This window comes from Stenotrophomonas sp. Y6, assembly GCF_022436665.1.
Lineage (GTDB): Bacteria > Pseudomonadota > Gammaproteobacteria > Xanthomonadales > Xanthomonadaceae > Stenotrophomonas > Stenotrophomonas acidaminiphila_A.
In genome coordinates this window covers 60,549-84,529 of the sequence record NZ_JAKUKB010000014.1, presented here as the reverse complement: position 1 = coordinate 84,529, position 23,981 = coordinate 60,549, and the positions used below count along the sequence as shown (strand labels likewise).

Below are 23,981 nucleotides of genomic sequence, written 5' to 3'. Positions count from 1 at the left end.
GACGGCCTGCTCACGCGGCGGTCGTGCCGGTCAGCAGGTCGGCCGCCACCGGCAGCGCCTGTTCCACCCACAGCCGGTACATCGCCGCCGAAGGGTGCAGGCCGTCGTCGACCAGCATCGCCGCCTCGGCACCGTGCGCGCGGCTGGCCGGGGTGATGTCGACGAACGCCACGCCGTAATCGCCGCAGCAGGCGCGCGCGGCGGCGTTGAAGTCGTCGATCTCGCAGGCGATGACGGCGGCGTCGCGGCCGTGCGCGGCCGCATACGGGGTCACCCCCCAGTCGGGAATGGACAGCACCAGTACCCGCCGCGGGTCTTCGGCGGCAAGCCCCACCGCGCGTTGCAGCAGCTGTTCGAACTGCTGGCGGTATTCGGCGAGCGGGCGCCCGCGGTACTGGTTGTTGACCCCGATCAGCAGGCTCGCCAGCGCGTACGGGCCACGTGGCGCGGCCGCGTCGATGGCGGCGGCCAGTTCGTCGGTGGTCCAGCCGGTGGTGGCGATGACCTCCGGGTCGGCCAGCGCCAGGCCACGCGCGCGCAGCGCCGCGGCCAGCTGGAACGGCCAGGTGCCTGCGGCGGGCACGCCTTCGCCGATGGTGTAGGAATCGCCCAGCGCCAGGTAGCGCGCGCTGCTGGCCGTGGCCGGTCCGCTGTTGCCCATCGCCGCGCCTCAGGCCACCGCGCTGCGCGTCTTCAGCGGCACCACCTTGGTGATCCGCTCGGCACGGCGCGCCAGCACCCGGTCGATGCGGCCGAATACCTCGCGCATGGTCGCGGCCTCGGGCAGCAGGGTCACCCGGAAGTGGTGGCGGTAGGGCACGTTGAAGCTGGAGCCGGGCACCACCAGCACGCCCTCGTCGTTCATCAGCTCCAGCGCGAACTCGTGGTCGTCGAACCCCTGCGCGGCGGGGCCGACCACCGCCGGGAACGCGTACAGCGCGCCGGCCGGCGCCACCAGCTGCAGGTGCTCGCTGGCGGCGCAGGCCTCGATCACCGCGCGCCGGGTTTCGTACAGGCGGCCGCCGGGCGCGCACAGCGCGGAGATGGTGTCCGGGCCGTTGACCGCCGCCTCGATGGCGTACTGGCCCGGCACGTTGGCGCACAACCGCAGCGCGCTGAGCAGGTCCAGCGCGGCACGGAACTCGCCCAGCCGCGCGGCGTCGCCGGACAGCAGCATCCAGCCCACGCGCCAGCCGCAGGCGCGGTGCACCTTGCTCAGGCCGCTGAAGGTCAGGCACGGGTGGTCCCCGGCCAGCGGCGCGACCGGCTGGAACTGCGCGCCGTCGTAGAGGATCTGGTCGTAGATCTCGTCCACCAGCAGCAGCAGGTTGTGCCTGCGGGCCACGGCGACGATCTTTTCCAGCAGCTCGCGCGGGTAGCTGGCGCCGCTGGGGTTGTTGGGGTTGATCAGCACGATGGCGCGGGTCCGCGAGGACACCAGCGTCTCGATCTCCACCGGGTCGGGCTGGAAGCCGTTCTCCGGCCGGCAGCGGTAATACACCGGGCGGCCGTCGTTGAGGATGGTGGCCGCCGACCACAGCGGGTAATCGGGCGAGGGCACCAGTACTTCGTCGCCGGGGTTGAGCAGCGCGCGCAGCGACAGGTCGATCAGTTCGGATACGCCATTGCCGAGGAACACGCGGTCGGCGTGGGCATCGGGCGCGCCGCGCCGCGCATACGCCGCGGCGATGGCCTCGCGCGCCACCGGCAGGCCCTGCTGGTGGGTATAGGGGTCGGTGCGGCCCATGTCGTCGGCGATGGCGTGCTGCAGGTGCTCGGGCGCGCGGAAGCCGAAGTTGCCCGGGTTGCCGATGTTGAGCTTGATCAGCCTGCGGCCCTGGGCCTCCAGCTCGCGGGCTCGCCGGGCCAGTTCGCCACGGATCTCGTAGCGCACTTCGGACAGGCGTTCGCGGGTGGGCAGCGGCTTGGCAGGGCTTGACATGCGTGGGGCCATCATGGGCGGGAAACCGCATGGTAGCGGAATTGCTGCGATGCGGGGCGATGGTTCCGGGCGGAACGGAAATCGGCCCCGGCAGGCGGCCGCGAACGCCGCGCCGCTTAGAATTGGCCGATGACCGACACCATCGATTTCAGCGCGCTGCGCGCCATCGGCTGGCCCTGGCCGGGCCCACCCGAAGCCCCGGCCTGGCAGGCCGCCTTCGCCGCACATCCGCGGGCGCGGCCGGCGCGGGTGATCGAGCAGCACCGTTCCGGTTACGTGGTGGCCGACGCGCCCGACGCCGCGCTCAAGGCCGAGTCGCTGCCGGAGTGGCAGCGCCCGCGCTTCCCCAGCCACGAGCGCGCGGCGGTCGGCGACTGGGTGTTGCTGGAGGACGCGCGCATCGTCGCGCTGCTGCCGCGGCGGACTTCGATCAAGCGCGGCGCGGCCGGCGAGCACTACCACCAGCAGGTGATCGCCGCCAACATCGACACGGTGTTCATCGTCTGCGGGCTGGACGCGGACTTCAATCCGCGCCGGATCGAGCGCTACCTGATGCTGGCCGGCAGTGGTGGCGCGGCGCCGGTGGTGGTGCTGACCAAGGCCGACCAGACCGAGTACGGCGCCGACGCGCTGGCGGTGCTGGAGGACCTGGCCGCGCAGCAGATCCCGCTGCTGGCGATCAACGGCAAAGACCCGGCCAGCGTCGCCGCGCTGGCGCCGTGGCTGGGGCCGGGCCGCACCGTGGTGCTGGTCGGCTCCTCCGGCGCCGGCAAGTCCACGCTTACCAACACCCTGCTGGGCGAGGACCGGATGAAGACCGGCGCGGTGCGCGACAGCGATTCGCGCGGCCGCCACACCACCACCCACCGCGCGCTGCTGCCGCTGCCCGGCGGCGCCTGCCTGATCGATACCCCGGGCATGCGCGAACTCAAACCCACCGGCGAGGAAACCCTGGCCGAAGGCGGCTTCGCCGACATCGAGGCGCTGACCACGCAGTGCCGCTTCCGCGACTGTTCGCACCAGCACGAGCCCGGCTGCGCGGTGCGCGCGGCGATCGAGCGTGGCGAGATCGACGAAAGCCGCCTGCTCAACTACCTCAAGCTGCGCGAGGAAGTGGCCGCGGCCGCGGCCAAGCTGGCGCAGCGCCAGGCCGAGCAGGCCACCGAACGCAGGAGCAGCGGCCGCGGCGCGCAGTGGCGGTCGGCGGGGAAACCGAAGCGGCGCTGAGGCGACGGCGGCCGCGGGCAGCGGGGTATTGCTGGAAAGCCGTCCGCGGTGCCATGCACCATCATCGCTTCGCGCCGAGCCGGCCGGCATGGCCGGGGAGCAGGCGCCCCGGCGCGGGTGACGGCCACCGGCCCGGGTGCCACGCGGCCGGCGTCGTCCGCTGCCGGTACCGGGCCGGCGGTGCGGCGCCTGTTGCCACTTCCCACCGAGTACCCGGTGCGGGCGGATTGCTATGGTGTACGCATGAGCCTGTCCCGCGCCCCTTCCGATCCGGCCATCGCCCACCATGCCGCGCTCGACGCGCGGCTGGTCGCGGCGGTACGTGGCATCCGGTTGCTGACCCTGGCCAGCTGGCCGGCATCGACGCGGGCGCCGTTCCTGGACAGCGTGGCCCGCGGCGCGCCACAGCTGCCGCAGGTGGTCTACCCGCGGCACGATTTCAGCGCGGCGCGGCGCGAACTGGCGGCGATCGCCACCGCCGCCGACCCGGCGCATCCGCTGGGCCGCTACCTGCGCGATTCGGTCGCCAGCTGGGACCTGGCCGCGCGCCTGCTGGAAGCGCTGGGCACGCCCGAGGTGGATGCGCTGTCGGCGCAGCTGTTCGGTACCCCGGAACAGCCGATGCCCGGCCACGGGCCGACCGTGCGCGAGGCGGCGCGGCACTTCATCCAGATCGCCAACGAGCTGGACCACGAACTGCTGGCGCCCGAGGAGCAGGTGCCGGTGTCGGCCACCGCGCTGCAGCTGCAGTTGCAGAACGACCTGGACGGCTTCTTCGAGTCGCGCGTGATCAACGTGGTGCTGGACCCGGACCTGATCGCCAAGGCCGCGGCCGGCGCCACCCAGATCCGGCTGCGCAGCGGTGCCTGCTTCAGCGTGTATGATCGCGCGCAGCTGTTCCACCACGAGGCGCTGGTGCATTCGCTGACCGCGCTCAACGGGCGCCGGCAGGCGCTGCTGCCGAGCCTGGCGCTGGCGTCGCCGCGGGTCACCGCCACCCAGGAGGGGCTGGCGACGTTCGCCGAGCAGATCACCGGCAGCATCGACATCCAGCGGCTCAAGCGCATCAGCCTGCGCATCGAGGCGGTCGCGATGGCGCGCGACGGTGCCGATTTCATCGAGGTGTTCCGTTATTTCCGTGATGCCGGGCAGGCCGCGGAGGAAAGCTTCGCCTCGGCCCAGCGGGTGTTCCGCGGGGTGCCGGTGAGCGGCGGCGGCGCCTTCACCAAGGACACCGTGTACCTGCGCGGGCTGGTGTCGGTGCATACCTTCTTCCGGCAGATGCTGCGCGACGAGAAGCTGCGTTACTGCCACTGGCTGTTCGCCGGCAAGATGACGCTGGGCGACGCGCAGGCGCTGGCGCCGTTGTTCGAGAGCGGCGTGCTGGCGCCGCCGCGCTGGCTGCCGCCGTGGCTGCAGCGCGCCAACCGGCTGGCCGGCACGCTCGCGTTCTCGCTGTTCGCCAACCGCATCCGCATGGACCGCATCGGCGAATAACGCGCTCAAATATTGGTTGCCACTGCAACGGCCTCGCCCTCGCATTGATTGCGTGAACCACAGCCACAGGCTATGGGGCGGGGTGGCGTACGCGCATGCCGCGCTGCTGGCCGGCGCCGTCGTGCGGGTAGCGCTGGCCATCGCCAAGTCGCGGATTCAGCGGGTGTTTTTGCCGGCACCGGGGCGCTCGCGGGCGGCCACGGCACCGGCCCGTGGCGTTGCCTGCGGGTATGGGCGCAGGCGGTCCGCGGGGGATGTGTCCGGCGTTGACGCTGCGGGTTGCCACGCGCCAAGGTGAAGACGCGACGGGCGGTACGGCGGGGAGGCCGCACCGGGGGAACCGGCGCAGACGCAGGGAGGCGGAAGGCAGGCATGCCGGGGTTCCGGTCCGCCGGCCCGCGGGCCCGCCATCGGTGGCATCCCATCATTCCTGCCTTCTTCGTCCGGGGGACGCATGCGCAACCGTTTTTGCCCGCGGTGGATTCCTGTGGTGTGGCATGTGGCGCTGTTGCTGGCATGCCTGGCGCTGCCATTGCTGGCAAGCGCGGCCGATGCCGCCAGCCGCCAGGCCGCGATCGACCAGCTGATGCAGCCGTATGACGGCGACGTTCCCGGCGCCTCGCTGCTGGTGCTCAAGGACGGCAAGGCGCTGGTCCGGCGCGGCTACGGGCGTGCCGACCTGGAGCGCGGCATCGCCGCCGGCACCGACACCAATTACCGGCTGGCCTCGGTGAGCAAGCAGTTCACCGCCGCGGCCATCCTGCTGCTGGCGCAGGACGGCACGCTGTCCATCGACGACCCGGTCAAGCGCTGGCTGCCTTCGCTGCCGGCCGTGGCCAACGCCATCAGCCTGCGCCAGCTGCTCGCGCATACTTCCGGCGTACTCGATTACGAGGACCTGATGGGGGCCTCCTGGCAGGGGCAGATCCGCGATGCCGGCGTGCTGGCGCTGCTGGAACGCGAGAACCGGCTGTACTTCCCGCCGGGCACCGCCTACCGCTACAGCAACAGCGGCTATGCGCTGCTGGCGCTGGTGGTCGAGCGCGCCTCGGGGATGGACTTCCCCACGTTCCTGCACGCCCGCATCTTCGCCCCGCTGGGCATGCGCGACAGCCTGGCCTACGTCGCCGGTGGCCGCGACGTGCCGCATCGCGCCTGGGGCTACAGCCAGGCCGCGCAGGGCTGGGAACGCACCGACCAGAACAGCTACAGCGCCGTGCTCGGCGATGGCGGCATCTATTCGAGCATCGACGACCTGGCGCGCTGGGACGCGGCCTGGTACGACGGCCGCCTGTTCGATGACGCCACCCGCGCGCTGGCGCTCGGCCGCCAGGTGCAGGTGGATACCACCGCGGAAGCGACCTGGTACGGCTTCGGCTGGCGTATCGCCGAGGGCCGGCAATGGCACAACGGCGAGAGCATCGGCTTCCGCAACACCCTGGTGCGCTGGCCGCAGCAGCACCTGACGGTGGTGCTGCTGAGCAACCGCAACGACCCGACGCCGTATGCGACCGCGCAGGCGATCGGCGCACTGTTCCTCGACGAGATTCCACCAGCGCGGCCCTGACCGCGCTGCCCGCTCCGCCGCCGTACCTGCTGGGTTGTCCGTCCCCGTCGTTCCCCTGGAGAGATCATGCGTAGCCAGCCAGACCCTCGATTGAAACTCCTGTGCAGTGCGCTGCTGGCGGCCATGGCCGTGCCGGCCATGGCGCAGGAGCCCGCCCCGGCCGCCACCACCCTGGACAAGGTCAACGTCACCGGCTCGCGCATCAAGCGCGTGGACGTGGAAGCCGCGCTGCCGGTCACCATCGTGCAGAAGGCCGAGATCGAGGCGCAGGGCATCACCTCGGCCGAGCAGCTGTTGTCCTTCCTCAACATCGCCGGCAACGGTGCCGACGGCATGGTCTCGGCGTCGGTGGACATGGACCTGGGCGAGCTGCGCGGCACCGCCGGCGTGTCCGGTGCCAACCTGCGCGGGCAGGGCAGCGACGCCACGCTGGTGCTGCTCAATGGGCGCCGCGTCGCCACCCATGGCCTGCGCGGGCAGGCGGTGGACCTGAACTCGATCCCGTTCGCGGCGATCGACCGGGTGGAAGTGCTGCGCGACGGCGCCTCGGCCATGTACGGCACCGACGCCATCGGCGGCGTGATCAACTTCATCACCCGCACCGACTACCAGGGCATCGCCGTCAACGCCGGCTTCGACGTGACCCAGCACGGCGGCGGCGACATCTACAACTACAGCCTGCTGGGCGGCACCGGCGACCTGGACAGCGACCGCTGGAACGTGTGGGGCACGATCAACTGGCGGCGCAGCGAGTTCCTGCGCAGCCACCAGCGCGATTTCGCCAACAGCTTCCAGCCCGACCGCGGGGTGTCGCCGGACACGCGCGGCACCCCGTTCGCCACCGTGACCAACGCCAGCGGCGGCATCATCAACGGCTCGCTCATCGACCCTGATGGCGGCAGCAGGCAGAACTACGTCAACATCCTCAACCTGCCCGGCGGCGCCGGCTGCGAGAACGGCGGCCCGGCGATGGGGCCCTACGACTACCGGCTGTGGGACAGCGGCAGCTCCAAGTACGCCTGCGCCTGGGACTATCCGGCCGCGCAGGCGCTGCAGCAGCCGCAGGACAGCCTGCAGTTCCTCGGCCGTGCCACCCTCCGCATCGGCGACAACCACCGCTTCTACGCCGAGGCGATGGGCTCGCGGGTGAAGTCCGAGCGCGAGTACGAGCCGCTGCAGCTGACCTCCAGCGCGTCGCTCACCTCGGTGATGGGCCCCGGCACCTGGTATCCGCTCAACCCCAACACCAAGGACACGTACGACAAGGTGTACAACGCGCTGGCCGCGTACTTCGGCACCGCCAACCTCACCTACGGCAACCCCATTCCCTACCGCTGGCGGTGCATGGCCTGCGGGCCGCGCCAGATCGAGACCACCACCAAGTCCTACCGCCTGCTGGCCGGCCTGGAAGGCAGCCTCGGCAGCTGGGACTACGACATCGGCCTGTCGCGCGCCTCGAACAAGGCCGAATCGGTCCTGCGCGGCGGCTACTACTTCTCCAGCGGCCTGCGCGCCGCGCTCGGCAGCGGCCTGCTCAACCCGTTCCTGATGCCGGGGCAGCAGCAGAGCGAGGCGGCCATGGCCGCGCTGCAGAGCGCCTCGGCCAGTGGCGTGCACCTGTACGGCGGCGAGTCCACCGTCACCACGGCCGACGCCAGCTTCAGCGGCGGGCTTGGCTTCAGCCTGTGGGGCAGCGAGGCGCAGCTGGCCACCGGCGTCGAGGCGCGGCGCGAGGAGTTCGAGTTCGGCGGCGTGCAGGTGCTCGACGGCGTGCCGTTGAACTACACCACCATCTACCAGGCGCCGTTCGACGAGACCAGCGACCTGCCCAAGGTGCGTCGCGACGTCAACGCGGTATACGCCGAGATGTACCTGCCGATCATCGACAGCCTCGACGTGACCGTGGCGGTGCGCCACGACCGCTACGACACCTTCGGCGGCACCACCAACCCGAAGTACTCGTTCAAGTGGCAGCCGATCGAATCGCTGGCGTTCCGCGGCGCCTACAGCACCGGCTTCAAGGTGCCCGAGTTCACCAAGCTGTTCGCCGGCGTCAACCGCCTGGACTACTTCGGCCGCGACCTGGTCGACCCGGCCAGCTGCCCCAGCGGCTCGGTCAACTCGTCGATACCGGGCTGCGACCTGATCCAGCCGGTGATCATCACCGGCGGCAAGACCGACCTGCAGCCGGAGGAGTCCTCGCAGCGGAGCGTCGGCTTCGTGTTCTCGCCGACCGACAACTTCAACCTGAGCCTGGACTGGTGGGAGATCGAACGCACCAACACCATCCGCGTGCCCAACCTGGCGACGCTGACCGCCAACTACGCGCTGTTCGCCGAGAACTGGATCCGCGACAGCAGCGGCAAGGTCACCGCGATCGACCAGCGCTACATCAACTCCGGCGGCACCCTGACCCGCGGCGTGGAGCTGGATGCCAACCTCAGTGGCGAGCTGGCCGGCGGGCGCTGGCATGTCAACCTCAACGGCAGCTACATCGACACCTTCAAGGAGAAGTCGCTGGCCAACGAGCCGTATGGCGACAACAAGGTGGGCGAGTACGTGCGCTTCTACAACCTGCCGCTCAAGTGGAAGCACACGCTGGGCGTCGGCTGGGCCCGCGGCGACTGGGCGCACCTGCTCACCCAGGTCTACCGCTCCGGCTACAAGGACGAGGAACCGGTCAGCGTCGAGGGTGGCTTCTACACCCCGGCCAACTGGAACCCGGACGTCGATGACTACATCACCTACAACTACAGCCTGACCTGGACCGGGATGGAGAACACGCGGCTGACCCTGGCGGTGCGCAACCTGCTCGACACCGATCCGCCGTTCACCGCGCACCAGGTCGATTTCGCCTCCGGCGCGGCCTGGGAGCCGCGCGTGGCCGATCCGCGCGGGCGTTCGTTCAACCTGCAGGTCGAGTACCGCTTCGACTGATCCTGCCAACCACGCCGCCGGGCCACCGGCGGCATCGGGACCCACCATGACCGATACGGACATCGCCTGCAGCGGCCGCCGCGGCTTCATCGCCGCGACCCTGGGCACGGCACTGGCCGCGGCGCTCGATGCGCGCGCCGCGCCGCTGCTGGGCGTGCCGGGCACGGCGCGGCTGGCCGCGGCCAACGCCTGGCTGGAGATCGACCTGGACGTGTTCGACGCCAACCTGCAGCGCGTGCGCGCACTGGCCGGCGATGCGCAGCTGTGCGCGGTGCTCAAGGCCGATGCGTACGGCACCGGCATCGACCTGGTGATGCCGCGCATCATCGCCGCGGGCGTGCCCTGCATCGGCATCGCCAGCACCGAGGAGGCACGCATGGCGCGCGCCTGCGGCTACAAAGGCCGCGTGCTGCGCGTGCGCGCGGCGACGCTGGATGAAATCGAGGCGGCGCTGCCGTACCGGGTCGAGGAACTGGCGGGCAATCTCGCGGTGGCGCAGGCGATGGCGGCGCTGGCCGTGCGTCGGCGCCGGCCGCTGCCGGTGCACCTGGCCCTGAACTCGGCCGGCATGAGCCGCAACGGGCTGGAACTGGCCACGGCGCAGGGCCGGAGCGACGCGCTGGCGCTGGTCGGCAGCGACGGCCTGCGCGTGGTCGGCCTGATGACTCACTTCCCGGGCGAAGACCCGGACGACGTGCTGGCGGGCGTGCGTGCCTTCCAGCAGCAGGCCGACTGGCTGTTCGCCAACACCGCGCTGCGGCGCGCCGACGTGCAGCTGCATGCGGCCAATTCGTTCGCGCTGCAGCATGTGCCCGAATCGCGGCTGGACATGGTGCGCCCGGGCGGTGCGCTGTACGGATACGGCGGCACGCCGAAGCCGCCGTTCGCGCACGTGGCCGCGTTCAAGACCCGGGTCGCGTCGGTGCAGGCGTTTCCCGCCGGCGACACGGTGAGCTACGACCGCACCTTTACCCTGCAACGCGATTCGCTGCTGGCCAACCTGCCGGTCGGCTATTCCGACGGCTACCGCCGCGCCTATTCCAACAAGGGCAGCGTGCTGGTCCGTGGCCGCCGCGCGCCGGTGCTCGGCAGGGTCACCATGAATACCACCATGGTGGACGTGACCGACATCCCCGGGGTGCAGGCCGGCGACGAGGTGGTGCTGTTCGGGCGCCAGGGTGGGGAGCAGATCACCCAGGCCGAAATCGAGGCCTGGACCGGGGTCATCCTGGCCGACCAGTACAGCGTCTGGGGCGCGTTGAACCCGAAGTTCCCGCGCGCCCGCTAGGGGCGCGGCTACGCTGCGGGCGGCACGCCGCGGGTTTCGGCCAGGCTGCGCTGGAAATGCCGCACGAACTCGGTGGCGGCCTTGGACGGTGGCCGGTCTTCCAGGTAGACGCACTCGACGCGGAAGCCGATTTCCGGTTCCAGCGGCCGCGCCAGCAGGTTGCCGCCGGCATTGGCGCAGGCGGTGAATTCGTCCAGCACGCTCATGCCGGCGCCGCAGCGGGTCAGCGCGGCGGCCAGCGAATAGGTCTGGTTGGACACGACCTCGCGCATGCTCACGCCCTGGCGCTTGAGCTCGTTGGTGAACAGGTCGCCGATCGGGCCGCTGCTGGCCAGGCCGACCATGTCGCGGTCCTGCAGCCAGCGCAGCGGGATCGCCGCCGGCGGGTCGGGCCACTGCGCGGCGTCGAACAGCAGCATCAGCTGCCCGTGCCCCAGCACGCGGCGCTGCATGCGCGGGTGCTGCGGCGGGTTGTAGGCGATGGCGATGTCGCATTCGCGCTCGTACAGCGCCTGGAACAGGTCGCCGTGGTGCAGGGTCTGCACGTCGAACGTGACTTCCGGGTGCTGGCGCCGGTAGTGGGTGATCGCCGCCGGCACCACGTGCTGGCCGAGCGAGGGCACCACCGCCAGGCGGATATGCCCGCCGCCGATGTCGCGGATGTGGCTGACCGCCTTCTGCAGCGACAGCAGGCGGTCGTAGATGTCCTTGACCTCGACGAACAGCGCGTGCGCCTCGTCGGTGGCGACCAGCCGGCCGCGCACCAGCTTGAACAGCTCGAAACCCAGCTGGTACTGGGTGTGGTGCAGGACCTTGCTGACCGACGGCTGGGAAACGTGCAGCGACCGGGCCGCGGCACTGATCGAGCCGGTGGTGTAGACCGCGTGGAAGACTTCAATCTGGCGCAGACGCATGGCCCGATCCTAGTCGATGCGGAGGTTGCCGGCGACCGCGCGCGGCACCGCCGCCGTCATGCCTGCGTCGCCAGGGCCACGGCGCGTTCGCCGCTGCCCATCGCCAGGGTCCAGCCAAGCATGCCGTGGCCGAGGTTGCACACCAGCCCGTCGCCGATGGCGCGGATCTCCGGCGAGGACCACGGGGTGACCGGGCGCAGGCCGGCCCAGCGGCTGTCGATGTTGTCGTAGTCCACCGCCTCGGGCATCGAGGCGCGCGCCATCGCCACCAGCTGCGCCATGCGCGCCGGGTCGGGGCGTGGGTCCCAGTGGTTGAGGTCGGCCAGCCCGGCCACGCGCATGCGCTCGCCCAGGCGGCAGAACACCAGCTTGCGCGAGGTGTCGGTGATGCTTGCGGTGGGGGCGCGCGGGCCGCACGGCGCGGTGAACGAATAGCCCTTGATCGCCATCAGCGGCACGCGCACGCCCAGCGGCCGCAGCAGCGCCGCGCCGTCGATGCCGTTGCACACCACCAGCCGCCGCGCCTGCAGCGCCGCCCCGGCATGCGGCTGCAGGCACCAGCCGTCACCCTGCCGCACCACCCGGCGGATATCGACGCCGAAGCGCGCCTGCACGCCGTACTGCTGTTGCAGCACCTGCAGCAGGCTGACCCCGAAGCGGAACGGATCGCCGGCTTCCTCCTGCGGTGAATGCACCGCGCCGGCCAGGCCCGGCATCGCCGCCAGCGCCGGTTCGGCGGCGATGGCCTGGCGCGCGTCGAGCAGCTGTTGCGCGACCCCGAACGGCTGCTTGAGCGCGATCATCGGCGCCGCGCCCTGCAGCGCGGCGGCGTCGTGGTAGACGTGCAGCTTGCCGGAGACGGCGTGGTCGAAGGCGATGGGGTGGCGCTGCAGCAGCGCATGCAGCGCGTCGCGCGACTCCAGCGCCAGCTCCAGCGTCGCCAGGGTGTTGGCGCGCAGCCGCGCGCTGCCGGCCTGGCGCAGGAAGCCCAGGCCCCAGCGCCAGAAATCGGGGTCGGCCGACCAGCGCGTGCGGAACGGGCCGTTGCGCCCCAACAGCATGGCCGGCAGCTGGCGCCAGGTGGACGGGCCGGCCATGGCGTCGGTGTAGGCGTAGCTCAGCTGCGCGCCGTTGGCGAACGAGGTGCCCTGCACCGGGCCGTCGGCGCGGTCCAGCAGCAGCACCGACAGGCCGCGGCGCGCGGCGGCGTAGGCGGTGGCGAGGCCGACGACGCCGGCGCCGAGGACCACGAGGTCGGCGCGCACGGGCTCGTCATGGGGTTCAACGGGATGCATCGGGGGTCCGGTGGGCAGGAAAGGCGGCGGTGCCATCGCGGCGCGGATCGGCGGCCCATTGCCAGCGCCCGTCGCGCAGGAACACGCCGTGCAGGCCGGAATCCTCGCCGGCACCGCCGCGGATGTCCACGCCGCGTTCGCGCAGCGCGGTACGCAGCGACACCGGGAAGCGGTCGGCCTCGCCATCGAAGCGCGCGCCGCGCGCGACCAGGTTGGGCAGCGCCACGGCCTGGTCCAGCGGCAGGCGCCAGTAGAGCAGCCCGACCAGGGTCTTGCCGATGTAGGCGGGAATGGCCGGGCCACCGGGCGAGCCGAGCGCGCCGGCCAGGCGGCCGTCGCCGTCGAGCATCAGCAGCGGTGCCATCGACGAGCGCGGGCGCTTGCCGGCGGCGATGGCATTGGCCATGCCGGGGTGTCCGTCGACGCGGTCCCAGGCGAAATCGGTGAGCTGGTTGTTGAGGAAGAAGCCGCCGACCATGCGCCCCGAGCCGAAGAACGATTCCACGGTGGTGGTCACCGAGACCGCGTTGCCGTCGTGATCCACGACCACGAAATGGCTGGTGCCGCCGGGCTCGTCGGTGGCGTCCCCGGCCATCGCCGGCGCGCCGGCCGGCACCCCCGGCCGCGGCGGCCGCGGCGCGGCCCGGGGGCCGATCAGCGCGCGGCGTGCGTTCACGTAGCCGGCCGCCAGCAGGCCGTCGACCGGCACGTCGACGAAGCGCGGATCGCCGACGTAATGGTCGCGGTCGGCGTACATCAGCCGGCTGGCCTCGGCGAACAGCAGCCACGCCTGCGGGTCGCCGGCATCGCGGCGGTCGATATCGGTGCCGTCCAGCAGCGCCATCAACTGCAGCAGGCCGACGCCACTGGCCGGCGGCGGCAACGAGCACAGCCGGTAGCCGCGCAGCGGCCGGCACAGCGGGGCCACTTTCTCGGCGCGGTAGCCGGCCAGGTCCTCCACGGTCATCGCCCCCGGGCGCGGCGCCGCGGCGGTGCGGTCGACGATCGCCCGCGCCAGCGCGCCCTGGTAGAACGCCTGCGCGCCGCCCGCGGCCAGCGTACGCAGCGTCGCCGCGTAGGCGGGGTTGCGCAGGGTGTCGCCGGCGCGCAGGCGTCCGCCGTGGCCGTCGTCGAACAGCCGCCGCACGTCCTCCTCCGCCGCCTGCGGGAAGCGGCCGTCGATGTGCCGTTGCAGGCGCGCGGTGATGGTGAAGCCCTGCTCGGCGGTGGCGATGGTGTCGTCGAACAGGCGCGCCCAGGGCAGCCGGCCGTGTTCGCGCAGCGCCAGCGCGAACGTGGCCAGCGTGCCGGGCACGCCGGTGGCGCGGCCGGAGAGCATGGCGTCGCTGCGCGCCAGCGGTTGCCCGTCGGCGTCGTCGAACCAGCCGGCACCGGCCGCGGCCGGCGCCTGTTCGCGGCCGATGTAGCCGCTGACCTCGCCGCTGCCGGCGTCATAGGCCAGCAGCACCGTGCCGCCGCCGATGCCCGAACTCTGCGGTTCCACCAGCCCCAGCATCAGCTGCACGGCCAGGGCGGCGTCCATCGCGCTGCCGCCACGTTCGAGCACCGCGGCGCCGGCCCGCGCGGCCAGCGGGTGCGCGGCCACGACGATGGCGGGCGAGGGCGGTGCGCCAGGGGAAGGGGTTGCCGGCGCGCGTGGGTCCGGCGCGGTGCCGCACCCGACCACCGCCAGGCACAGCAGCAGGAGCGCGCCGAGGCGACGCCGGCGCGCTGCGACGGCGGACGCACCGGCCGTGGGGGAGGGCATGTGGCGGGCGGGCGTCTGCATGGCCGGCAGATTACCGTCGGGCCCGGCGCGGCGGGGATCACAATCGCGGTGCAGGCGTTAACCGGCAGCTATGGCATGCCGCGGCCGGCGATCGGCCATGCGGTGGTTGCCGCGGGCTTCCATGCGCGCGGGCTATACCGTCGGCCATCAAAGGTGGGCGACAGCCGCGCCGCTGCCGGCCATGCTCAGGGATGGGCCAGTGCGACCGCCGCCCCCGGTACTGCCGCGGGCGGACGGCCGGCAATGCGCCCGCGAACCGCAAACCGGAGATAGGCATGACCCTGCGACCCCGCGTATCCCTCCCTGGCCGTGGCCTGGCGCTGCTGCTGGGCGCGTTGCTGGCGCTGGCGCCGCCGGCCGGCGCGCGCGAACTGCTCAACTACCAGGCGATCCAGAAGCCGGAGCACGGCGACCGCGGCATGGTGGTCAGCCAGAACCAGCGCGCCAGCGAGATCGGCGCGCAGGTGCTGCGCGACGGCGGCAACGCGGTGGACGCGGCGGTGGCCACCGCGTTCGCGCTGGCGGTGCTGTTGCCGCGTGCCGGCAACATCGGCGGCGACGGCTACATGCTGCTGCACCTGGCCGGCGAGAACCGCAGCGTCGCCATCGATTACCGCTCGATGGCCCCGGCGGCAGCGACGCTGGAGCGCTTCATCGGCGCCGACGGCCGGATCGACGGCGAGACCGCCGGCTGGAAGGCGGCCGGGGTGCCGGGCACCGTGGCCGGGCTGGCGCTGGCGCATCGCCGGCATGGGCGCCTGCCGTGGGCGCGGCTGCTGCAGCCGGCGATCGAGCTGGCCGACAACGGCGTGGTGCTCAGCCGCGACGAGGCGTTCGCGCTGGATTGGGGACGCGAGCGGCTCGCGCGCAGCCCCGCCGGCGCCGGCGTGTTCCTGCACCCCGACGGCAGCGCGCTGCGCGCCGGCGAGCGCCTGCGCCAGGCCGACCTGGCGTGGTCGCTGCGGCTGATCGCGCGCGACGGCGCCGATGCGTTCTACCGTGGGCCCATCGCGCAGCGGCTGGTGGCCGCGATGCGCCGCCATGGCGGGCTGATCGCGGCGGACGACCTGGCCCGCTACCGCGCGCTCGAACGCACGCCGCTGCGCACCACTTACCGCGGCCTCGAGGTCGTCAGCATGCCGCCTTCCAGCGGCGGCGGGGCCAGCGTGCTGGAGATGCTCAATCTGCTCGAACACGAGGACCTGGCCGCGCACGGCGCCGGCTCGGCCGCGGCGCTGCATGCCATGGCCGAGGCGATCAAGCTGGCCTGGGCCGACCGCGCGCGCCATGCCGGCGACCCGGCGTTCGTCAACGCGCCGGTAGCCGGGCTGGTCTCCAAGGCCTATGCCGACGCGCGCTGGAAGCTGTTCTCGCCGGACCGCGCGCTCGACGCCACCGCGCTGGCGGCGGGCGATCCGCTGCCCCATGAAAGCCCGCAGACCACGCATTTCTCGGTGGTCGATGCCGACGGCAACGCGGTCAGCAACACCTTCACCCTGGGCTCGGACTTCGGCGCCGGGGTGATGGCCGAAGGCACCGGCTTCCTGCTCGGCAACCTGATCGGCAACTTCTCGCTGCGCGCGTAGCTGGCCGCGCGCAAGGAGCCGGGGCGTGCGGTCGCCAACGCGCTGCAGCCCGGGCGCCGCCCGGTCTCGAGCATGTCGCCGACCCTGGTGCTGCGCGACGGAAAGGCGTGGCTGGTCACCGGCAGCCCGGGCGGCAACACCATCCCCGGCACGGTGATGCAGACGATCGTGGACGTGGTCGATTTCGGCATGAACATCGCCGAGGCCGCCCACCGCCCGCGCATCCACCAGGACATGGGCAGCGGCATGCTGCAGATCGAACCGGGTTTCAGTCCCGATACGCTGCGCTTGCTGCGCGGGCTGGGCCACCGCATCGAAAGCGACGAGACCATCGGCAGCACGCAGACCTTGCTGGTCGACGAGGACGGTGTCCAGGGCGCGGCCGATCCGCGCCGGCCCGGCGCGGGTGCGGCCGCGCAATGACCGGCACCCGGTAGGTGTGGGGCTTGCCCCGCACGAGGCGTTGCCGCCAATGCCCATGCGGGTGTGCATGCGGGTGTTGCATGCGGGGCAAGCCCCGCATCTACGGCATCCCCGGCCCTGACGGCGCGGGGCGGGGGCGCGGAACGCCAGGAACTCGGCGCCGGGCTAGTGCGGCCAGAAGTTGAGGAAGCCGGTGATGATCAGCGCGTTGACGAAGTCGATGAAGAACGCGCCCACCAGCGGCGCCACCAGGAACGCGCGCGGCGCCACCCCGTAGCGCTGCACCAGGCGGCGCATCACCGCCATGGCGTTGGCGGTGGTGCCGAGCATGAAGCCGATGAAGCCGCCGCCCATCACCGCCGCGTCGTAGTCGCGGCCCATCACGTAGAAGATCGGAATCGCGAACAGCGCCACCAGTGCCACCTGGATGGCCAGGTTGACCACCAGCGGCAGGCCCATGCCGGCCAGTTCCCACAGTTTCAGGTCCATCAGCGCCACCGCCAGGAACAGCGCCAGGCAGATGTTGCCGATCAGGTCGGTGGTCGGCACCGACAGCCGGATCAGCCCGGTGTAGTCGTCGATGTTGCGGATCACCGCGCCCACCAGCATCGCGCCGATGTAGGACGGCAGGGTCAGGCCCAGGCCGGCGAAGCCCTGGCTGACCCACGCCCCCAGCCACATCGCCATCAGCAGCACCACGATGCTCTTGAGCGCGTCGAACTCGCGCGCCGATTCGTTGGGGAAATGCACGTGCACGCTTTCATCGTCCACGGCGCCGCCATCGGCCCTGGCGCCGTTGCCGGCCGGGCCGCTGATGCCGAACCGGCGCATCAGCACGGTGATGGTCGGCCCACCGATCACGCCACCGCAGATGATGCCGGCCATCGCCGCGGTGATGGCCAGGGTCTCGGCGCCCTGCAGCCCGGCTTCCTCGAACAGCGGCGCGAACGCCATGCCGGTGGCCGGGCCGCCGGTGAGCGTGGCCGAGCCGGCGAGCACGCCGAACATCGGGTGCAGGTCGAACATCCAGGCCACGCCGATGCCGACCAGGTTCTGCAGTACCGCGAACAGGCTGGCCAGCACCAGGAAGATCATCACCTGGCGCCCGCTGACCCGCAGCAGGCGCAGGCTGGCGTTGATGCCCAGGGTGGTGAAGAACGCCACCATCAGCGGCACCTTCAGGCTGGTGTCCAGTTCGAACAGGGTGGTGTCGCGCGCATGCGCGGCCCACACCAGCAACGCCACCAGCAGGCCGCCGACGACCGGTTCGGGCAGGTTGTAGCGGCGCAGCACCGGGATCGCGCGGCACAGCGCGTAGCCGGCGAACAGGGTCAGGCCGCCGAAGGCGATCGTCTGTACGGCATCAAGTTGGATCATCGAATCAGTACCTCGTGCCCTGCCAGTGCAGGGAGCTGGGGCGGTGTCCGGCGCAGGGCCGGCGCCGCCGTGGAAGGACTGCCGCGTGGGGGCGGGCTCCGTGGCACGGGGGAGGGGACGGAGCCAAGGGCAGTCCGGCGGGGCCGGCCCGTGCGCATGACGGATGGCAGACGGTTCGATGCCCGGAGGCGGCTTTTCCGCCAGTCACGGCGGATGGGAAGGGCTGCGGCCGGCAGGGACGCAAGCAGGCAGGCATGGGGATCTCCATGACGAGCGGGCCGGTCTGCTGCGCCGCAGCACGAAACGTGGCGCGGGGCGGCTGCCTGCACAATAGCCGCGGAGCCGCTCCCGGCGCCAGTCGCAAACGCGCGCGGCGGCATAGCCGCGCGTTATGCACGGCTGCCGCGGTGGCGATGTTCCGGCGCTGCAGCGGCCGCGCCGGGCGGGCCCGGGCTCAGCGCGGCGGGCGCTTCCAGGCGATGCAGTCCACTTCCACCTTGCAGTCCACGACCATGCGGTTCTCCACGCAGGCCCGCGCCGGCGGGTGCTCGCCGAAGTAGTGCTTGAACACGCTGTTGAAGGCGTAGAAATCGCGCGCGTCATCCAGCCAGACGCCACAGCGCACCACGTGCTCCGGCCCGTAACCGGCCTCGGCCAGGATCGCCATCACGTTGCCGATGGCCACATGCGCCTGCTCGGTCACGGTGCCGCCGACCAGTTCGCCATCGCGCATCGGGACCTGACCGGAGACGTACAGCCAGCCGTCGGCCTCGACCGCGCGCGAAAACGGCATGTGCTGCCGGCCCTGGCCGACGCCGCCTTCGGCGCCGTAACGCTTGATGTCGCTCATGGGATTCCTTTGTGTTGAAGGGAAATGTTGTCCCCGTCCCGCCCTGGGAGACGGTGCCGCGCAGGCGCGGCGGCGGGTTCCGGCGCAGCCCGGTGCCGTCACCCCGACCCCGCTCCCATCGGGGGAAGGGCCTCAATTCGGCGCGATGAACTGGCCCGGACGCGCGATTACTTCGTTGCCGTCATAAGCGAGCTTGCCGTTGACCCATACCGCGTCGATGCCTTCGGCCGCGCGCACCGGATCGTGGAAGCTGGCGGTGTCGCGCACGCGCGCCGGGTCGAACAGCACCAGGTCGGCGCAGCCGCCGGCGTGGATGCGGCCACGCGCGCCCAGCGCGAAGCGCGCGGCGGGCAGGCCGGTCATCTTGTGCACGGCGGTATGCAGCGGGAACAGCGCCTGGTCGCGCGCGTAGTGGCCGAGCACGCGCGGAAAGGTGCCCCACAGGCGCGGATGCGGGCGTGGATCGCGCGGCAGGCCGTCCGAGCCGATCATGGTCAGCGGATGCGCCAGGATGCGGCGCACATCTGCCTCGTCCATGCAGTGGTAGACCGCGCCGGCCGGTTGCAGGCGCACCGCGGCCTCGGCCAGCGTCACCCCCCAGTCGGCGGCGATGGCGGCCAGCAGGCGCCCGCCCTGCGCCGGTTCCGGCGCGGACCAGGTGATCAGGATGTCGTAGGCGTCGGTGACCTGTTTCAGGTCCAGGGTGGATGCGCTGGCGGCGTACGGGTAGCAGTCGCAGGCCACGTCCTGGTCGGCGGACGCGGCGTCCAGGCGGTGCAGTACTTCGCGGCTGCGGCCCCAGTTGTCCACGCCGGCGCATTTCAGGTGCGACACGCGCACCGCCGCCCGTGGCGCACGCGCCGCATCGAACGCCTCGTCGAGCGCGCCGAGGATGCCGCCGAACTCGTCGCGCAGGTGGGTGGCGTACACCCCGCCGGACGGCAGTTCGCGCGCCAGTTCGGCCACCTCGCTGGACGGCGCGTGGAACGCCGAGCCATATGCCAGCCCACTGCTCAGGCCCAGCGCGCCCTGCGCCAGGCTGGCGCGCAGCTGCGCGCGCATCGCCGCGATCTCGGCGGCGGTGGCGGCGCGGTCCAGCCGCTCCATGTGGTTCTGGCGCAACGCGGTATGGCCGACCAGCGCGGCCACGTTCACCGCCGGGCACGCCGCTTCCACCGCCTGGCGGTAGCTGGCGAAATCGGCGAAGCGGAAATCGGAGGCCTCGCCGAGCAGGTTCATCGGGTCCGGCACCTCGCCGCGGATGCGCACCGGGCTGGCGCTGATGCCGCAGTTGCCGACCACCACCGTGGTCACGCCCTGCGACAGCTTGCTGGCCATGCCCGGGTTGCGCAGCACTTCCAGGTCGTCGTGGGTGTGCACGTCGATGAAGCCCGGCGCCAGCGCGCGGCCCCCGGCGTCGATCACCTGGCGGGCACCGCCGTCCACGGTGCCGACCGCGACGATGCGGCCATCGCGTACCGCGACGTCGGCATGGCCGCCGGGGCGGTCGCTGCCATCAAGCACCAGCGCGTTGCGGATCAGTACGTCGTGCATCGATCAGTCGCCCAGCGGCAGGCGCGAGTCGCCGCCCCGGTAGCGGTCCAGCGCCAGCTTGATGCGGCGCAGGTGCTCGTGGTTCTCGCTGGCGCCGTTGAGCGCGGTGGTGGTGGCGAGTACGTCGATGGCCAGCATCATCGCGTAGCGCGAGGCGGAGGGTTTGAACACGAAATCGGTTTCCTCGATGCTGATCGGCAGCAGCCAGTCGCTGCGTTCCGCCAACGCAGTGCCGGCGCGGGTAATGGCGCCGACCCGCGCGCCGTAGGTGCGGGCGATCTCCACCGCCGAGATCACTTCCGGGGTGATGCCGCTGACCGACAACGCCAGCACCAGGTCCTGCGGGCCGAGGATGGCGGCGGTCATCTTCATCACCACCGCGTCGCTGCAGGCGGTGATCGGCAGGCCGAAGCGCATCAGCCGGTTCTGCAGTTCCTGGGAGAACACGGTGGAACAGCCGCCGATGCCGAACACGTGGATGCGCCGTGCCTGGCAGATGGCATCGGCCAGTTGCTGCACCACCTCTTCCTGCAGGTTGGCCAGGTTGTGGCGCAGGCTGGCCTGGATGTCGTCGCAGATCTGCGCGAACAGCGCCGATACCGGCGGCGCGTTCTGCTGTTCGAGGAAGCGCTTGCCGACCGCGCTGGCCGACGCCAGCCGCGCGCGCAGCTCGCGCACGTGTTCGCAGCCCAGGGTCTTGGCGAAGCGCGAGATCGCCGCGGCGCTGACCTCGGCGCGCTCGGCCAGCTCGGTCACGCCGTACTGGGCGGCGGCATCGACGTCGGCGAGGATGGTGTTGGCGATGCGGACCTCGACCGGGCTGAATTCGTGCAGCCGTTGGCGCAGTTCGTAGACGATGTCGAACATGGTGGGTTCTTCGGTTCAGAGCACGGCGGCAAGGGCCGCCACCAGCGCCAGCGCGGTGACGGAGATGAGGGTTTCCAGCACGGTCCAGGTCTTGAAGGTCTGGGCCACGGACATGTTGAAGTATTCCTTGACCAGCCAGAAGCCGCCGTCGTTGACGTGCGACAACACCACCGAGCCGGCACCGGTGGCCAGCACCAGCAGTTCCGGGTGCGGGTAGCCCAGCGCGGCGGCGATCGGGGCGACGATGCCCGAGGCGGTGGTCATGGCCACCGTCGCCGAACCGGTGGCGATGCGCATCAGCGCGGCCATGGTCCAGCCCATCAGCAGCGGCGACAGCTGGAACTGGCGCGACAGGTCGATGATCTGGCTGGCCACGCCGGTATGCACCAGGATGCCGTTGAGGCCGCCGCCGGCGCCGACCAGCAGGGTGATGGCGGCGGTCGGCGCCAGGCACTCCTGCGAGAACCTGAGGATCTGCTCGCGGTTGAAGCCGCGCATCCGTCCCAGGGTGACGAAGCTCAGCAGCGTGGCCAGCAGCAGCGCCACCACCGAGTGGCCGATGAAGCGCAGGCCGTGGTTGAGCGCCGAGCCCGGCGTGGCGATCTGGTCGGCCCAGCCGCCCAGCAGCATCAGCACCACCGGCAGCAGCACGGTGGCGAGGGTGATGCCGAAGCCGGGCAGCTGGTCGTCGGGAATGCGGCCGTGGCCCTCGTCCAGCAGCGCGGCCTCCATCGGGTTGTGCGCCGGCAGCGCCACCCGCGGCGCCACCACCCTGGCGAACACCGGTCCGGCCAGCGCCGCGGTCGGCAGCCCCACCAGCAGCGCATAGAACACGGTGCGGCCCACGTCCGCGCCGTAGGCATGCACGGCCAGCATCGCCGCCGGATGCGGCGGCACCAGCCCATGCACCACCGACAGCCCGGCCACCATCGGCAGGCCGACCAGCAGCAGCGGCACGCCAGTGCGGCGGGCTACGTTGAGCGCGATCGGGATCAGCAGCACGAAGCCGACCTCGAAGAAGATCGGCAGGCCGATGCAGAAGGCGATCAGCATCATCGCCCAGTGCACGTTGCCGGGCCCGAAGCGCGCGATCAGCGTGCGCGCGATGCGCTCGGCGCCGCCGGACTCGGCCATCATCTTGCCGAGCATGGTGCCCAGCGCCACGATCAGCGCGATGTGGCCCAGGGTCTTGCCAACGCCCTGTTCGTAGGCGGGCAGGATCTCCGGCGCTGGCATGCCGGCCAGCAGTGCCAGCCCGATCGAGACCAGGGTGACGCTGATGAAGGGATTGAGCCGGTAACGGGCGATCAGCACGATCAGCGCGACGATCGCCAGCACGGCGTAGATCAGCAGCAGGTGTCCATGGCTCATGCGTGTCGGTCCGGCGCCGGCTCAGAACTGCGTGGTGACGGCATCGACCACCACGTGGTCGTCGTCGACCACCAGCAGGTGGCGCCATTTGTCGAAGGTCAGGCAGGGGTGGGAGATGTCGAAGCACAGCATGTCGCCCACGCGCAGGTCGTCGTCGGGCCGTACCTGCAGGAACGCGTGCTGGTCCATCATCGCCGTCACCTGCCAGTGCGCGGCCGCGTCGCCGGGCATGGCATCGCCGGGGCGGTAATGCAGCGCCGGCACCGGGAAGCCTGCATCGAACGCGGCATCGCGCTTGCCCAGCCCGACGATGGCCTTGTCCGGCTCCGGCCGCGACTGCACGTAGGCCCACAGCCGCAGCGCCGGGCGCAGGCTCGTGCCCATCTGCCGCGCGACCGGGTTGCTGGCCTGGATGCGGGCGGCGGCCTGGCGGTAGGCGCCGACGTCATGGGTGAGGTAGCAGCCCGGGCGCAGCACGATCTCGGCCGCGGGGTCGGCGGACAGCGCGGCGAACTCCTCGGCGACCACGTCGAACCACGCCGAACCGGCGCCGGTCAGCAGCGCCGGCACGCGGCCGAAGGCACGGCCGTCGCGCAGGCGCTGGAAGGTTTCCACGCTGCGACGCAGGACCGCGCGCACGCCGGCCTCGTCGCCGGCCACGCCTTCGTAGACCTCCACGCCGGCCAGCCGCAACGCCCGCGGCCAGCGTGCGACGGCCGCGGCCACCGCCTGCGCCTGCACCTCATCGCGCACACCGGTGCGGCCGCCGGCAATGCCGATTTCCAGCAGCACGTCCAGGCGCAGCCCGCGGGCGTCGAACCAGCGCCCCAAGGCGTCGGCGTTGGCGGCCGAATCGACCAGGCAGAACACCTCGGTGTCGCCGGTTTCCAGCAGGCCGGCGATGAGCGCCATGTTGGCCGGGCCGACCAGCTGGTTGGCGATCAGGATGCGGCGTGCGCCGGCGTGCCAGGCCTCGCGTGCCTGTGGTGCGGTGGCCACGGTGATGCCCCAGGCGCCGGCGTCGAGCTGCAGCCGGAACAGTTCCGGGCTCATCGTGGTCTTGCCGTGCGGCGCCAGCTGCACGCCGTAGGCGGCGACGAAGCGACGCATCCATTCCAGGTTGTGCCGCAGCGCCGAACGCAGCAGGACCGCGGCGGGCAGGCTCACCTGCTCGTGCAGGATGGACCACCCCTGTTGCCCGGCCGTGGTGGCCGGCAGCATGCCTCCGTTGCCACCCAGGCCCTTGCCCCGGAGCATGGCCGGCATGTCCTGAAATTGATTTTTATCCATTCCGGATCACTTTGATGATGTCCCCATGTTCCCCGCTGGAGAGCGTTCTATGTAGCAGATAACCGGCGCAATGAAAAATATTTTCGTGAAATGTTGCGGGGCAGCATTCCAAATCGGGCGCCGGGTCCTGAATGCAGTCCCCGATGAAACGGTTCATGTCGTCGCCGAGTCGCTAGAATCGGGCATTCAGCCACAGCAAGTCCCGTC

Annotated in this window: 16 protein-coding genes and 1 pseudogene; 6 read left to right on the top strand and 11 right to left on the bottom strand. The window is 71.6% G+C overall.

Annotation, left to right across the window (positions count from 1 at the left end; genetic code table 11):
- Positions 1–10: 10 nt before the first annotated feature.
- Both MKP15_RS16285 and MKP15_RS16280 read right to left on the bottom strand, forming a co-directional pair.
- Positions 11–661: an SGNH/GDSL hydrolase family protein gene (locus MKP15_RS16285; RefSeq protein WP_161613238.1), complete on the bottom strand. Its 651-nt coding sequence runs from the start codon at positions 659–661 to the stop codon at positions 11–13.
- Between the two features lie 9 nt (positions 662–670).
- A complete protein-coding gene (locus MKP15_RS16280) occupies positions 671–1,942 on the bottom strand; it encodes a pyridoxal phosphate-dependent aminotransferase (RefSeq protein ID WP_161613239.1) in 1,272 nt (423 codons plus the stop codon).
- A 129-nt stretch (positions 1,943–2,071) separates the two neighbouring features.
- Between MKP15_RS16280 and rsgA the strand changes: the two genes are divergently transcribed.
- The 5 genes from rsgA (at position 2,072) to alr (ending at position 10,458) form a co-directional block, all read left to right on the top strand.
- The gene (rsgA, locus tag MKP15_RS16275) at positions 2,072–3,169 is read left to right on the top strand and encodes a ribosome small subunit-dependent GTPase A (protein ID WP_240213429.1); all 1,098 of its coding nucleotides are present in this window, start codon (positions 2,072–2,074) and stop codon (positions 3,167–3,169) included.
- Between the two features lie 243 nt (positions 3,170–3,412).
- A complete protein-coding gene (locus tag MKP15_RS16270) occupies positions 3,413–4,666 on the top strand; it encodes a flavohemoglobin expression-modulating QEGLA motif protein (RefSeq protein ID WP_104938077.1) in 1,254 nt (417 codons plus the stop codon).
- 487 nt (positions 4,667–5,153) lie between these two features.
- Entirely contained in the window at positions 5,154–6,233 is a 1,080-nt protein-coding gene (locus tag MKP15_RS16265; protein WP_240213428.1) for a serine hydrolase domain-containing protein, read from the top strand.
- A 66-nt stretch (positions 6,234–6,299) separates the two neighbouring features.
- Positions 6,300–9,170: a TonB-dependent receptor gene (locus tag MKP15_RS16260; RefSeq protein WP_240213427.1), complete on the top strand. Its 2,871-nt coding sequence runs from the start codon at positions 6,300–6,302 to the stop codon at positions 9,168–9,170.
- Between the two features lie 46 nt (positions 9,171–9,216).
- Complete coding sequence (gene alr, locus MKP15_RS16255) at positions 9,217–10,458, top strand: alanine racemase (RefSeq protein WP_240213426.1); 1,242 nt, start codon at positions 9,217–9,219, stop codon at positions 10,456–10,458.
- Positions 10,459–10,466: 8 nt separating this feature from the next.
- On the opposite strand, the gene MKP15_RS16250 is transcribed toward alr, so the two are convergent.
- Genes MKP15_RS16250 through MKP15_RS16240 form a run of 3 tightly spaced genes read right to left on the bottom strand, consistent with a single transcriptional unit; the run spans position 10,467 to position 14,435 of the window.
- Positions 10,467–11,372 carry a LysR family transcriptional regulator gene (locus MKP15_RS16250; RefSeq protein ID WP_104938081.1) on the bottom strand — a complete coding sequence of 302 codons (906 nt, stop codon included), beginning with the start codon at positions 11,370–11,372 and terminating at the stop codon, positions 10,467–10,469.
- Positions 11,373–11,428: 56 nt separating this feature from the next.
- Complete coding sequence (locus MKP15_RS16245) at positions 11,429–12,637, bottom strand: FAD-dependent oxidoreductase (protein WP_240213425.1); 1,209 nt, start codon at positions 12,635–12,637, stop codon at positions 11,429–11,431.
- 16 nt (positions 12,638–12,653) lie between these two features.
- Complete coding sequence (locus MKP15_RS16240) at positions 12,654–14,435, bottom strand: gamma-glutamyltransferase family protein (RefSeq protein WP_240213424.1); 1,782 nt, start codon at positions 14,433–14,435, stop codon at positions 12,654–12,656.
- A gap of 212 nt (positions 14,436–14,647) precedes the next feature.
- On the opposite strand from MKP15_RS16240, the pseudogene ggt reads away from it, so the two are divergent.
- Positions 14,648–16,465: pseudogene (gene ggt / locus MKP15_RS16235) on the top strand (gamma-glutamyltransferase).
- 165 nt (positions 16,466–16,630) lie between these two features.
- On the opposite strand, the gene gltS reads toward ggt, so the two are convergent.
- From gltS to MKP15_RS16205, 6 genes are all read right to left on the bottom strand, one after another.
- Entirely contained in the window at positions 16,631–17,842 is a 1,212-nt protein-coding gene (gene gltS, locus MKP15_RS16230) for a sodium/glutamate symporter (RefSeq protein WP_104938084.1), read from the bottom strand.
- Between the two features lie 454 nt (positions 17,843–18,296).
- Entirely contained in the window at positions 18,297–18,692 is a 396-nt protein-coding gene (locus tag MKP15_RS16225) for a RidA family protein (protein ID WP_104938085.1), read from the bottom strand.
- Between the two features lie 132 nt (positions 18,693–18,824).
- The gene (locus MKP15_RS16220) at positions 18,825–20,246 is read right to left on the bottom strand and encodes a D-aminoacylase (RefSeq protein WP_240213423.1); all 1,422 of its coding nucleotides are present in this window, start codon (positions 20,244–20,246) and stop codon (positions 18,825–18,827) included.
- Between the two features lie 3 nt (positions 20,247–20,249).
- Positions 20,250–21,113, bottom strand: coding sequence for a MurR/RpiR family transcriptional regulator (locus MKP15_RS16215; RefSeq protein WP_104938087.1), 864 nt, complete (start codon positions 21,111–21,113; stop codon positions 20,250–20,252).
- 15 nt (positions 21,114–21,128) lie between these two features.
- Positions 21,129–22,484 carry a gluconate:H+ symporter gene (locus MKP15_RS16210; RefSeq protein WP_104938088.1) on the bottom strand — a complete coding sequence of 452 codons (1,356 nt, stop codon included), beginning with the start codon at positions 22,482–22,484 and terminating at the stop codon, positions 21,129–21,131.
- A 21-nt stretch (positions 22,485–22,505) separates the two neighbouring features.
- Positions 22,506–23,741 carry an amino acid deaminase gene (locus tag MKP15_RS16205; protein WP_240213422.1) on the bottom strand — a complete coding sequence of 412 codons (1,236 nt, stop codon included), beginning with the start codon at positions 23,739–23,741 and terminating at the stop codon, positions 22,506–22,508.
- Positions 23,742–23,981 lie beyond the last annotated feature (240 nt).

Bases quoted from the DNA above. Each gene is read 5' to 3' on its own strand.
- MKP15_RS16260 (WP_240213427.1), top strand. From the start codon at position 6,300: ATGCGTAGCCAGCCAGACCCTCGATTGAAACTCCTGTGCAGTGCGCTG.
- MKP15_RS16220 (WP_240213423.1), bottom strand. From the start codon at position 20,246: ATGCACGACGTACTGATCCGCAACGCGCTGGTGCTTGATGGCAGCGAC.
- rsgA (WP_240213429.1), top strand. From the start codon at position 2,072: ATGACCGACACCATCGATTTCAGCGCGCTGCGCGCCATCGGCTGGCCC.
- gltS (WP_104938084.1), bottom strand. From the start codon at position 17,842: ATGATCCAACTTGATGCCGTACAGACGATCGCCTTCGGCGGCCTGACC.
- MKP15_RS16280 (WP_161613239.1), bottom strand. From the start codon at position 1,942: ATGTCAAGCCCTGCCAAGCCGCTGCCCACCCGCGAACGCCTGTCCGAA.
- MKP15_RS16215 (WP_104938087.1), bottom strand. From the start codon at position 21,113: ATGTTCGACATCGTCTACGAACTGCGCCAACGGCTGCACGAATTCAGC.
- MKP15_RS16285 (WP_161613238.1), bottom strand. From the start codon at position 661: ATGGGCAACAGCGGACCGGCCACGGCCAGCAGCGCGCGCTACCTGGCG.
- MKP15_RS16250 (WP_104938081.1), bottom strand. From the start codon at position 11,372: ATGCGTCTGCGCCAGATTGAAGTCTTCCACGCGGTCTACACCACCGGC.
- alr (WP_240213426.1), top strand. From the start codon at position 9,217: ATGACCGATACGGACATCGCCTGCAGCGGCCGCCGCGGCTTCATCGCC.
- MKP15_RS16240 (WP_240213424.1), bottom strand. From the start codon at position 14,435: ATGCCCTCCCCCACGGCCGGTGCGTCCGCCGTCGCAGCGCGCCGGCGT.
- MKP15_RS16225 (WP_104938085.1), bottom strand. From the start codon at position 18,692: ATGAGCGACATCAAGCGTTACGGCGCCGAAGGCGGCGTCGGCCAGGGC.
- MKP15_RS16270 (WP_104938077.1), top strand. From the start codon at position 3,413: ATGAGCCTGTCCCGCGCCCCTTCCGATCCGGCCATCGCCCACCATGCC.
- MKP15_RS16205 (WP_240213422.1), bottom strand. From the start codon at position 23,741: ATGCTCCGGGGCAAGGGCCTGGGTGGCAACGGAGGCATGCTGCCGGCC.
- MKP15_RS16210 (WP_104938088.1), bottom strand. From the start codon at position 22,484: ATGAGCCATGGACACCTGCTGCTGATCTACGCCGTGCTGGCGATCGTC.